10 protein-coding genes are annotated in these 12,372 nt (G+C 62.2%); all 10 read left to right on the top strand.

The annotated features are described in order from the left end of the window. Positions 1-100: 100 nt before the first annotated feature. The 10 genes from AC1L34_RS04950 to AC1L34_RS04905 all read left to right on the top strand — a co-directional run bounded on the left by AC1L34_RS04950 (position 101) and on the right by AC1L34_RS04905 (position 12,299). Positions 101-931: a tRNA (adenine-N1)-methyltransferase gene (locus AC1L34_RS04950; RefSeq protein WP_424297272.1), complete on the top strand. Its 831-nt coding sequence runs from the start codon at positions 101-103 to the stop codon at positions 929-931. A 32-nt stretch (positions 932-963) separates the two neighbouring features. Next, the gene (gene arc / locus AC1L34_RS04945) at positions 964-2,658 is read left to right on the top strand and encodes a proteasome ATPase (protein ID WP_424297270.1); all 1,695 of its coding nucleotides are present in this window, start codon (positions 964-966) and stop codon (positions 2,656-2,658) included. Between the two features lie 123 nt (positions 2,659-2,781). After that, positions 2,782-5,451: an FHA domain-containing protein gene (locus tag AC1L34_RS04940; protein WP_424323191.1), complete on the top strand. Its 2,670-nt coding sequence runs from the start codon at positions 2,782-2,784 to the stop codon at positions 5,449-5,451. 60 nt (positions 5,452-5,511) lie between these two features. Then, positions 5,512-7,014, top strand: a complete 1,503-nt coding sequence (gene dop / locus AC1L34_RS04935; RefSeq protein ID WP_424323190.1) for a depupylase/deamidase Dop — start codon at positions 5,512-5,514, stop codon at positions 7,012-7,014. A 155-nt stretch (positions 7,015-7,169) separates the two neighbouring features. Beyond that, positions 7,170-7,361: a ubiquitin-like protein Pup gene (locus AC1L34_RS04930; protein ID WP_424323189.1), complete on the top strand. Its 192-nt coding sequence runs from the start codon at positions 7,170-7,172 to the stop codon at positions 7,359-7,361. A gap of 5 nt (positions 7,362-7,366) precedes the next feature. Then, a complete protein-coding gene (gene prcB / locus AC1L34_RS04925) occupies positions 7,367-8,215 on the top strand; it encodes a proteasome subunit beta (protein WP_424297071.1) in 849 nt (282 codons plus the stop codon). Then, positions 8,212-8,961 (top strand): proteasome subunit alpha, encoded by a 750-nt coding sequence (gene prcA / locus AC1L34_RS04920; RefSeq protein WP_424297061.1) that lies wholly within the window; start codon positions 8,212-8,214, stop codon positions 8,959-8,961. Before prcB ends, prcA begins: the two co-directional genes overlap by 4 nt. 5 nt (positions 8,962-8,966) lie before the next feature. Then, positions 8,967-10,325, top strand: coding sequence for a Pup--protein ligase (gene pafA / locus AC1L34_RS04915; protein WP_424297059.1), 1,359 nt, complete (start codon positions 8,967-8,969; stop codon positions 10,323-10,325). 16 nt (positions 10,326-10,341) lie between these two features. Next, positions 10,342-11,325 carry a helix-turn-helix transcriptional regulator gene (locus AC1L34_RS04910; RefSeq protein ID WP_424297057.1) on the top strand — a complete coding sequence of 328 codons (984 nt, stop codon included), beginning with the start codon at positions 10,342-10,344 and terminating at the stop codon, positions 11,323-11,325. Between the two features lie 44 nt (positions 11,326-11,369). Next, positions 11,370-12,299, top strand: coding sequence for a helix-turn-helix transcriptional regulator (locus AC1L34_RS04905; RefSeq protein WP_480035310.1), 930 nt, complete (start codon positions 11,370-11,372; stop codon positions 12,297-12,299). Positions 12,300-12,372 lie beyond the last annotated feature (73 nt).

Raw genomic sequence — 12,372 nt, 5'->3', positions numbered from 1 at the left:
AGATTTCGGGCGTCACCTTTGGCGCCCCGAGCTGCTGTACAAGTCAAGCAAGGCCACGGCGCAGGCACAGTGGCGATCCAATCAGGAGGACCACCCCACGATGGCGACAACCGGCCCTTTCGCCGTAGGCGACCGCGTCCAGCTCACCGACTCCAAGGGACGTAAGTTCACCGTCGTCCTGGAAGAGGGCAAAGAGTTCCATACGCACCGCGGCGGCATCCTGCACGACGACCTCATCGGCGCCCACGAAGGCTCCATCGTCAAGGCCGTTTCCGGCACCCAGTATCTGGCGCTCCGACCGCTTCTCACGGACTACGTGGTGTCGATGCCGCGTGGCGCGCAGGTGATCTACCCAAAGGATTCCGCGCAGATCGTGTCCGAGGGAGATATCTTCCCGGGGGCTCGCGTTCTCGAAGCCGGTGCCGGGTCCGGGGCCCTCACGTTGTCGCTGTTGCGCGCGGTCGGTGTCAACGGTTCGGTGACGTCGTACGAGGTGCGTGATGATCATGCCGAGCATGCCGTCCGCAACGTGGAAACATTCCTCGGTGGTTCGCCCGAAAACTGGACATTGCGGGTCGCTGACCTTGCCGACCACAACCCGGAAGAGCAGTTCGATCGGATCATTCTCGACATGGTGGCACCCTGGGAGTGCCTCGACGTCGCTTCTAAGACGCTGGTTCCCGGCGGCGTCCTGACTATTTACGTCGCAACCGTGACCCAGTTGTCGCGGGTCATCGAAGCGTTGCGCGAGCAGCAATGCTGGACCGAACCCCGCGCCTGGGAATCGCTGGTGCGCGATTGGAGCGCCGTCGGATTGGCGGTACGGCCGGAGCATCGGATGCAGGGTCACACCGCGTTTTTGATCACCGCCCGACGACTCGCCGACGGTACCGAAACGCTTCGCGTCTCCAGGCGTCCCACCCGCGGGTAGCGTGGAAGTTAATTCCGGTAAAAGGAGGCACGATGTCCGAGTCAAATCGATCAACAGGGTCAGATCGTTCACCCGGTAGCAGCGTCGAATTCTCGTCCATGCAAGAGCGCGTCGAAAGCCTGACCGCTCGCAATAGCAAACTGACCGAGATGCTCAAGGAAGCCCGCGTGCAGATGCTCGCGCTCCGCGAGGAAGTTGATAACCTCGCGCAACCGCCCAGCGGTTACGGCCTCCTACTGCACATCTTCGATGATGCGACCGTCGACGTCTTTACGTCCGGCCGCAAGATGCGTCTGACCCTTTCGCCGAATATTGAACGTGAGACGCTTCGTCACGGCCAGTCGCTGCGTCTCAACGAGGCACTTACCGTGGTTGAAGCGCTCGAGTACGACGAAGTCGGCGAGATTGTCCAACTGCGTGAGGTTCTGGCCGACGGTCGGCGCGCCCTCGTTATGGGGCACACCGATGAGGAACGCGTGGTTTCGCTCGCCAATTCGTTGGTTCACGTAGACGAGGGCGGCGAAAGCGAACGCAAACTCCGCATCGGGGATTCGTTGATGATCGACGCCAAGGCCGGATTCGCGCTTGAGCGAATCCCGAAGGCCGAGGTGGAAGATCTGGTCCTCGAAGAAGTCCCGGATGTCGACTACGAAGACATCGGCGGACTGCGTCGACAGATCGAGCAGATCCGTGACGCCGTCGAATTGCCGTTCCTCCACAAGGAACTTTTCGCCGAATACTCGCTGCGGCCACCCAAGGGTGTGTTGCTGTACGGTCCGCCCGGAAACGGTAAGACCCTAATCGCCAAGGCCGTCGCGAACTCGCTCGCGCAAAAGATTGCCGAAGTGAAGGGTGACGACGCGCACGAGGCTAAGTCGTACTTCCTCAACATCAAAGGTCCCGAACTGCTCAACAAGTTCGTCGGCGAAACCGAACGGCACATTCGGCTGATCTTCCAACGTGCTCGCGAGAAGGCGTCTGAGGGCACCCCCGTGATCGTCTTTTTCGACGAGATGGATTCGATCTTCCGCACCCGCGGCTCAGGGGTGTCATCCGATGTCGAGACGACCGTTGTTCCGCAGTTGCTGAGCGAGATCGATGGTGTCGAGGGCTTGGAAAATGTGATCGTGATTGGTGCCTCGAACCGCGAGGACATGATCGACCCCGCCATCCTGCGTCCGGGACGTCTCGACGTGAAGATCAAGATTGAACGCCCGGACGTTGAGGCTGCGCTCGATATTTTCTCCAAGTACCTGACCGCTGATTTGCCGTTGCACGCCGATGACCTCGCCGAGTTTGATGGCGACGCGCAAAAGTGCGTTGACGGGATGATCCAGCGGGTCGTGGAGCGGATGTACGTCGAGTCTGAAGAGAACCGGTTCCTTGAAGTCACCTATGCCAATGGTGACAAGGAAATCATGTACTTCAAGGACTTCAACTCGGGTGCGATGATTCAGAACATCGTCGACCGCGCGAAGAAATACGCGATCAAGGCGTTCCTGGATACCGGTCAATCGGGATTGCGGATTGCGCACCTGCTCGATTCGATCCAAGACGAGTTCTCGGAGAACGAGGACCTCCCGAATACGACGAACCCGGACGACTGGGCTCGGATCTCGGGAAAGAAGGGGGAGCGGATCGTTTACATCCGGACCCTGGTGACGGGAAAGTCGGCCGGTGCCAGCCGAGCCATCGACACCGAATCCAACACCGGCCAGTACCTATAGGGCCGCAGAGAATCACTTCTCAACTTCGGCGCGCTGGGCTTGCGTCCAATCGGACGGAACCGGCGCGCCGAAGTCATTCCGTTAGAGGATCTAGCTGCGGCAGACTCGATAGAGTTACCGGCGATGAACACTCCAACAATCGCTCCGCTTCAGGTACGCCTCGCGCAGGCCAGGCCTCAAGTCCTGCGTTCCACGCCCGCGACCGTTGGTCGGACACCCGAAAACGATGTGGTCGTTAACCACCCACTCGTTTCCCGCGTGCACTTGGCCTTCGAGTGGTCTGATGGCTGGAGTGTTGTTGACCGCGGAAGCACCAACGGCTTCTTTGTCAATGGGATCAAGCAGTCGTCAGTGCGCGTTGACCGTCCGATGCAGATTCGACTCGGGGATGCGTCAACGGGACCGCTCCTGGAATTGACGCCACAGCAGGCCGCTGCGCCCACAATCGTGCCCGCAAAGAATGCGGCATCGGCACCGCCGTCGCGCCCAAACCCCGCTCAACAGCCGGCACCGCAACGGCCGGTCCCGCGACCGCCCGCTGCGCCGTCGGGGCCGCAGCAATCCCAAGCCCGCCCACCCCAATCCCACCCGCAGGCACAGCGTGCACCGCAATCGGGTCCACAACAACAGCAACGACCGCCCGCTCGTCCGATGACGGCACCGCTGCAGGCGCAGTCGCCGCCGGGTGGTTTCCGACAAGCGCCGCCCCGCTTCGGTGCCCTGCCTGATGCTCCGCACTTGGCGGCGCTGCACCAGAATGCGTCGGCCGTTTATGAGGTCCCGGGGCATCTTCGCGGCCGCGAAACGATCTCCCTGAAGGGTGTGCAGACCATCGGTCGCACGCCGGACAACGACATCGTGGTCAGCGATGTTTTGGCATCACGTCATCACGCGCGAATGACGAGCACACCTCAGGGCATGCTGCTCGAAGATTTGGGCAGCATTAACGGCACCTTCGTCAATGGTCGCCGCGTGATGTCGCATCGCCTCTCCGAGAACGACGTCGTCACCATCGGCAACTCGGACTTTGTACTGACCGACGGCAAACTGATCCGTGGCCGACCCCAGGCACAGGTTGCTGGCGGCCTAGAAGTCAGCGGCGTCGGATTGACGATTGACGGTAAAGCCCTCCTCAACGATATTTCGTTCTCGGCGGCCCCGGGATCGCTGACGGCGATCATCGGACCGTCGGGTGCCGGTAAGTCGACGGTGTCGAAGATCGTGGCGGGCCTCAATAATCCAACCGTCGGCGTGGTTACGTTCGAAGGCCGCGGCGTGCACAGCGAATACGATGCGCTCCGTTCTCGTATCGGCATGGTCCCGCAGGACGATGTCTTGCATCAGAAGCTGACACTGCGTCAAGCCCTCCGATACGCGGCCGAACTCCGACTGCCAGCTGACTTGTCAACTGCCGATCGGGACCAGGTGATCGACGGTGTGCTGTCGGAGTTGCAGCTCACCGAACACGTCAACACTCGTGTCGACAAACTCTCGGGCGGTCAGCGCAAACGGGCATCGGTCGCGATGGAGCTCTTGACCGGTCCGTCGCTGCTGATCCTGGACGAGCCGACCTCGGGTCTGGACCCGGCGCTCGACCAGCAAGTTATGAAAACCCTGCGCCGGCTGGCAGACGCTGGTCGCGTGGTCCTGGTTGTCACGCATTCGCTCACTTATTTGAACCTGTGTGATCAGGTGCTGCTCCTGGCTCCCGGCGGCAAGACGTCGTTCTGTGGTTCACCGGACGATGTTTCATCGGAGATGGGCACCAGCGATTGGGCCGAAATCTTCGGTTACGTGGCCGAGCACCCCGATCAGGCGTGGGCGCAATACCGGCAACGCCATCCACACTCAGCGCCACCACCTCAGCCGACACCGCGTGGAGCCCAGACGCCACCGGCCAAGATGGGGCTACTGCGTCAGACCAGCACCGTCGCACGACGGCAGGCGCGACTTGTCTGGGCAGACAAGGGTTATCTGGTGGTGCTGCTGCTGATGCCGGTGGTGCTGGGTTTGTTGACCCTGGTGATCCCCGGCGACAAGGGTTTTAGTCGAGCCGTGACTCCACCCACGAACAACTACGTGCCGCCGAAGGATCCCGGCGAGGCACTGCAGATTCTGACGATCTTGATTATCGGCGCGGCGTTCATGGGAACAGCACTGGCCGTTCGAGACCTGGTCGGCGAACGTGGCATTTTTGAACGTGAACGGGCGGTTGGTCTGCGGCCGGGCGCCTACCTGACGGCCAAGGTGCTCGTGTTCGCGGTCATGACGATTGTGCAGGTAGCGATCATGGTTGGCATCACCTACGCGTTCCGGGCGATGCCAAAGGCCGAGGACATCCACAAGCCGGACACCCCAGACCCGCTGTTGCCGCCGTCCGTTTCGCTGTTTATTGCGGTCGCCGCGGTGGCCTGCGTCAGCGTGCTGGTGGGTCTGGCGATCTCCGCTGCCGTGCGGTCGACCGAGCAGACCATGCCTCCGCTAGTCATTGTCGTGATGGTCCAGTTGGTACTGTCCGGTGGCCTCTTCGCCATCAGCTCCGCCTTTGTTAAGCCCCTGACCTGGCTGTTCCCCACGTATTGGGGCTATGCGAGCGGAGCGCAGGCCGTGAACATTCCATGGATCGCCGATCAGGTTCCGCAGGTCAAGATCGACGAAGCTGGCGGCAGCATGCTTTATCCGATGTGGGAACCGTCGCTGACGCACGCGTTAATCAGCTATGGCGCGTTGATCCTGATTGCGGTGGTCTTGACCGTATTCGTGTTCTCACGACTGCGGCTTCGCAAGCGTTGATCCCAGCGGCTGCCGACGCTGCGCCCAACGGCGCTGTGGTCCGCGGCTAGGCTGGAAATCATGCAGCGCATCATCGGCACCGAAGTTGAGTACGGCATTTCCGCTCCCGGCGACCCCTCGGCCAATCCGATCCTGACCTCCACCCAGGCGGTACTGGCGTACGCGGCTGCCGCCAATGTGCCGCGGCGCGATCGTCGTACGCGCTGGGACTACGAGGTGGAGTCGCCCATGCGCGACGCCCGCGGCTACGACCTTGGTGCCAGCGGGGGACCAGCACCGGTCATCGACGCCGACGAGATTGGCGCGGCCAACATGATCCTCACGAACGGTGCGCGACTCTACGTCGATCACGCGCACCCGGAGTATTCCTCGCCCGAGGTGACCGATCCGCTCGACGCGGTGATCTGGGATAAGGCGGGCGAGCGAGTGATGGAGGAAGCCGCCCGTCACGTCGCCAGCGTGCCCGGTGCACCGCGCCTGCAGCTGTACAAGAACAACATCGACGGAAAAGGGGCGTCGTACGGCACGCACGAGAACTACCTCATGCGTCGCGATACTCCGTTCGAATCCATCGTCACCGGCCTCATGCCGTTCTTCGCTTCGCGTCAGGTGATCTGCGGTGCAGGACGAGTCGGCATCGGCCAGCGCGGTGAAGAGTCGGGCTATCAACTGTCACAGCGTGCCGACTACATCGAGGTGGAGGTCGGCCTCGAGACCACGTTGAAGCGCGGCATTATCAATACGCGCGATGAACCGCACGCCGATCCGGACAAGTACCGGCGCCTGCACGTCATCATCGGCGACGCCAACCTGGCGGAAACTGCCACGTATCTCAAGGTCGGCACCACGGCACTCGTTTTGGATCTGATCGAAGCGGGCGTTCAACTCGACGATCTCGCCCTGGCCTGGCCGGTCGAAGCCGTCCATACGATCAGTCACGATCCGACCCTGCGCGCGACCGTCGCACTACAGGATGGACGCGAAATGACCGGCCTCGCTCTGCAGCGCGAGTACCTGGATCGGGCGCAGAAGTTCCACGACGAAAACCACAGCGACGACACCCGTGCTGCGCACGTCCTCGCCACCTGGGCCGATGTCCTCGACAAGCTGGAACGCGACCCAATGGAATGCGCAGAACTGCTTGACTGGCCAGCCAAGTTGCGACTCCTGGAAGGTTTCCGTACCCGCGAAGGGCTCGGATGGGCGTCGTCGCGACTGCACCTCATTGACCTGCAGTATTCCGACGTCCGACTCGACAAGGGCCTCTACAACCGGCTGGTTGCGCGCGGTTCCATGAAACGCCTCACCACTGAAGAACAGGTGATGCGGGCCGTACACACCCCGCCGGAAAGCACACGCGCCTACTTCCGCGGTGAAGCGGTTCGCCGATTCGGTGCGGAAATCGCCGCGGCCAGCTGGGACTCGGTGATTTTTGATCTCGGTCGAGATTCGTTGATCCGTATCCCGATGAACGAACCTTTACGTGGCACCGCCGAGCATGTGAAAGACCTTCTCAAAGATGCGGCCACGGCTGCCGAGTTGGTTGAACGCCTCAGCATGTAGGTCAAGCGTCCCCGGTTTCCCGAAGCGTTCGCCGCTCACCTGGCTGAATGCGATATCGCGCAACAGGATTGGCACCAGTACGGTCGCGTCGCCACCGGTGAGCGACGGCCACCGGTAGGGTTGAAGTCACAACATTCTCTTCTCAGGAGGCGAGCATGGCGCAAGAGCAGACCAAGCGCGGCGGCGGTAAAGACGACGACGACGCGATCGGCGGTGGCGGCGCAGGCCAGGAGCGTCGAGAAAAGCTCACTGGCGAGACCGACGATCTGCTCGACGAGATCGACGACGTGCTGGAAGAGAACGCCGAAGACTTCGTGAAGGCCTACGTTCAGAAGGGCGGCCAGTGACGCCCATGCCCGGCGAGGCAGGGACTGGCAGCATCTCGTCGTTTGCCGAGTATCTCCGTCGTCATGCCCCAGAGCGATTGCCGCACAACATGATCGCCAACGGTGATGGGATGAGTGCGGACCAAATTCCGCACGGCACGACCATCGTCGCCGTCAGTTACCGGGGCGGCGTCATTCTGGCTGGTGACCGTCGAGCCACCATGGGGAATCTCATCGCCACGCGCGATGTCCAGAAGGTTTACGTCACCGACGACTACTCAGCCGCCGGGATCGCTGGTACCGCGGGCATCGCGATCGAGATGGTTCGCCTGTTCGCCGTCGAACTCGAGCACTACGAGAAAATTGAAGGCGTCCCGCTGACCCTGGATGGCAAGGCTTCGCGCTTGGCCAGCATGGTCCGCAGCAATCTCGGTGCGGCGATGCAGGGACTCGCGGCGGTCCCGCTTCTCGTTGGCTTCGACGCCGAAGCCAACGACGACGCGCGCGGCCGAATCTTCTCGTTCGACGTCGCTGGGTCGCGGCACGAAGAAGTCGGCGGATACGAAGCCATCGGTTCAGGTTCGGTATTCGCGCGGTCTTCACTGAAAAAACTGTTCCGCGCGGACTTCACTGCCAGCGAAGCGTTGAGCGCCGTGGTGGAAGCCCTGTACGACGCCGCTGATGATGACTCGGCGACCGGGGGACCCGATCTAGTGCGCCGGATTTTCCCGACGGCCGTTCGGATCGGAGCCGACGGGGCCGACGTGATTCCAGAAGCCGAAATCGCTGAGGCCGCCGAAGCGGTCGTCGCGCGACGTCGCGACGAGGCGCAAGCAAACTCGTTGGGCAACGAAACGCCGGAGGCCAAGGCATGACCTTCCCGTATTACGCCAGCGCAGAGCAGATCATGCGCGACCGTTCGGAACTCGCGCGCAAGGGAATTGCTCGCGGCCGAAGCGTGGTTGCCATGACCTACGCGGACGGAGTGCTGTTTGTGGCGCACAATCCGTCGAACACGCTGCGCAAGGTCAGCGAAATCTATGACCGGATCGGTTTCGCAGCCGTCGGCAAGTACAACGAGTTCGAAAGCCTGCGCAAGGCTGGCATCCAAATGGCCGACCTCCGCGGCTACAGCTACGACCGTGCCGACGTGACAGGCCTGTCCCTCGCGAGTGCCTACGCGAACACCCTGGGTGCGGTGTTCACCGAGCAACCGAAACCGTTCGAGGTCGAACTTTGCGTCGGTGAAGTTTCCCCACCGGGAAAGGACCGACCGTCGCAGCTGTACCGGATCGGCTACGACGGGTCGATTGTCGACGAGACCTCGTACATCGTCATGGGTGGTGCCACCGAGCCGATCAACACGGCGATGGCCGAAGCCTACGAACCGGACCTGTCATTGACGGCCGCCATCAAACTGTCGGTGCACGCGCTATCGAGCGCCGCCGCCACACCAGCGGTGGCCACCGTCTCGGCCACTAATGGGGGCGAAGCGGAACCGGCCGCCGTCGACTTGACCGCCGACGACGTCGAAGTTGCCATTCTCGACCGGAATCGCCCGCGCCGCGCGTTCAAACGACTGCGCGACGCCGACGTTACCGGCTATCTCGAACAGGAGTAAGAGCCGTGGAACGACGGATCATGGGCATCGAAACCGAGTACGGCGTCACGTGCACGTTTAAGGGCCAGCGCCGACTCAGCCCCGACGAGGTGGCCCGCTATCTGTTCCGCCGGGTTGTCGCCTGGGGACGGTCGTCGAACGTCTTCCTCACCAACGGTGCGCGCCTGTACCTCGATGTGGGATCGCATCCCGAATACGCGACCGCCGAGTGCGATTCGGTGGAGCAACTCGTCATGCACGACCGCGCGGGCGAACGCATCCTTGAGGAACTGCTCATCGACGCGGAAGAAAGACTGGTGGCCGAAGGCATCGGCGGGGACATTTATCTGTTCAAGAACAACACCGACTCGGCGGGCAATTCGTACGGGTGCCACGAGAACTATCTGGTCAGTCGGGTCGGCGAGTTCGGGCGCGTCTCCGACGTACTGCTGCCGTTCCTCGTAACCCGGCAACTCATCTGCGGCGCAGGCAAAGTCCTGACGTCCGGCAACGACGCCAAGTTCTGCCTATCGCAGCGTGCCGAACACATTTGGGAGGGTGTCTCGTCGGCAACCACCCGTTCGCGCCCGATCATCAACACCCGCGACGAGCCGCATGCCGATGCCGAAAAGTACCGTCGGCTGCACGTGATCGTCGGTGACTCCAACATGTCCGAGACGACGACAATGCTCAAGGTCGGTTCCGCACTGCTGGTGCTGGAGATGGTGGAGTCCGGCATCTCCTTCCACGACTTCGCGCTCGACAATCCGATCCGCGCAATCCGCGACATCAGCCAAGACACCACCGGCACCCGGGAGATCCGGTTAGCGGGCGGTCGGACCGCGACAGCGTTGGCCATCCAACGCGAGTATCACGCACGGGCGGTCAAGCACCTCGAGAATCGGACCCCTGACGCCACCATGGATCGTGTCGTGGACCTGTGGGGCCGCACCCTCGATGCTGCCGAAACCGGCGACTACAGCCAGGTCGACACCGAAATCGACTGGGTGATCAAACGCAAGTTGATGCAGCGGTACCAAGACCGCTTCTCGATGGACCTGACCGACCCGAAGATTGCCCAGCTCGACCTCGCTTACCACGACATTCGCCGTGAACGCGGCGTCTTCGATGTGCTCGCGCGCAAGGGGTTGGTCGCCCGCGTTACCACCGATGAGGCGATCGACGAAGCCACCAGCACACCGCCGCAGACCACACGCGCAAAACTGCGCGGAGACTTCATTACCGCAGCCCAAGCGGCCAAGCGCGATTTCACCGTCGACTGGGTGCACCTCAAGATCAACGATCAAGCGCAGCGCAACGTGCTGTGCAAAGACCCGTTCCGAAACGTCGACGAGCGAGTCGAACGGCTAATCGCGTCGATGTAGCACCTAAGGTAACTACGTGACTACGAAGAACGAGCGGATCGTCAATCTCGTTGTCTGTTTGATGGCTGCGCGCGGTTTTGTCAGCGCCGAGTATCTGCGTCGGAATGTCCAGGGCTACAACGATGCAGGCCAGCAGGGCGACACGTTTAAACGGATGCTCGAACGCGACAAGGCCGAACTCCGCGAGATGGGTATACCGCTCGAGACCGGCGTGAATCCCACTGGGGAAGAGGGCTACCGGATCGATCCGGAGCAGTACGCGCTGCCCGAAATTACCCTGGACCGAGCCGAGGCGGCAGCAGTTGCCGCAGCGTCGGCCGTGTGGCACGAGCCGTCCGTGGCCACGGTCTTCCAGACTGCAGTCTTAAAATTGCAGGCTGCCGGCATTGAAGTCGCACCCGATGATGAACTCGCTGTCGCCCACGGCGGCGCATCACGCTCACTGGGCGACGAACGAACCATCACCGCGCTCCTATCGGCCATCGATGCCGCGCGCCCGGTCCACTTCACTCACCGCACTTCTCGCGGCAAACACGAGCGAACGGTGGAACCGTGGGGAATCGGTTCCAACGGCGGCCGCTGGTACGTAGTTGGTCGTGACCGGGATCGCGACGCGACCCGTACGTTCCGAATCTCCCGGATTACCGACGTTGCTGCCTTCGACGACGCGGGCAGCGTTCAGGTGCCAGCGAACGTCAGCATTTCGTCCATCATTGCCGAGGCCGTCGAAAGGGCCGCCGGCGATGCCGGATCGACAGCACAGGTGTGGGTCGCGGCTAACCGCGCGCACGGACTTCGCCGCATCGCCTCATCGGCGACGCCGCAAACGCTGGCCAGCACGGGGGAGCAGGGCGACGTACTCACCATCAATATTTCTTCGCAGTCCGGACTGCGACGGGTGATTCTTGGTGCCGGACCCGACGCCGTCGTGCTGAGTCCGGACGAATTGCGCCGCGATGTCATCGCCGACCTCGATCAGCTGATGGAGATCCAACGTTGAACGTCACCGCACCAAAGCCCACACGACTGTCGCGACTGTTGGCGATGGTCCCGTACTTCCAGGCGCGTCCGGGCATCAAACTTTCGACGGCCGCCGCAGACCTGGGAGTTACGCCCAAACAACTTACCGCCGACCTCGAGCAACTGTTTGTGTGCGGACTTCCCGGTTACGGTCCCGAGCACCTCATCGACATTCAGTTCTGGGATGGGTACGTCAGCGTGGCGTTCACTGCGGGAATGGATCGACCGCTTCGACTGACGGGCCCGGAAGCCAACGTGCTACTGATGGCGTTAACGATGCTGACCGAGTCCGGCGGTGCCGTCGAAACGGGTGCGGTGCGTAGCGCGATCGCCAAAATCGAAGAAGCGATGGGTGCCACCTATCGGGCCATTAGTTCCAAAGCCGACAGCGATGCGACCTCGCGCCCGGTCGATAGCGCAATTCGTGCCGCCGTCGAAGCTCGCGAGGCACTTCGCATTACCTATTACACCGCCAGCCGGGACGACGTCACCGAGCGCACCATTGACCCAATCCGTATTCGCGCCGTCGATGGCCACAGTTACCTGGAAGCGTGGTGCCGTCGATCCGAGGGCATCCGGATGTTCCGGTTCGACCGCGTCGAGACCGCTGAGTCCACTGGCGAACCGTCATCGCCGCCCGCGCACGCCGTGCGGCCCATCGAATCCGAGGACTCCATCGGTTTCAATGTGCTGACCGGCGAACTTCCCGTGGCCCGCATTGAAGTGGATCCGGAAGCGCTCTGGCTCCTGGAGTACTACGATGCCGAACCCGACGAGGACTTCGACACCGCGCCAACGGCACCCATTTCGGCGACCCTTCGATACGGCTCACCCGAATGGCTCGCGCGTTTTATCCTCGGATTCGGTGGCCGGGTCAGGCTCCTCGACGATACGACCGCAGCTGGATCGGTGGTCGTCGAGACAGCATCCGCGGCACGTGAACGGTACCGTTAACCGGTTCGACAAAGCTGAACGCGCCGACGGCGCTCATCCCGGGTAGACTCGGGCGAGAACTTATTCTTTTAAC

The sequence above is a fragment of the Gordonia sp. 34D genome (assembly GCF_056682775.1).
Note: the sequence above shows the minus strand (reverse complement) of the source record. Positions and strands in the feature narration are given on the sequence as shown.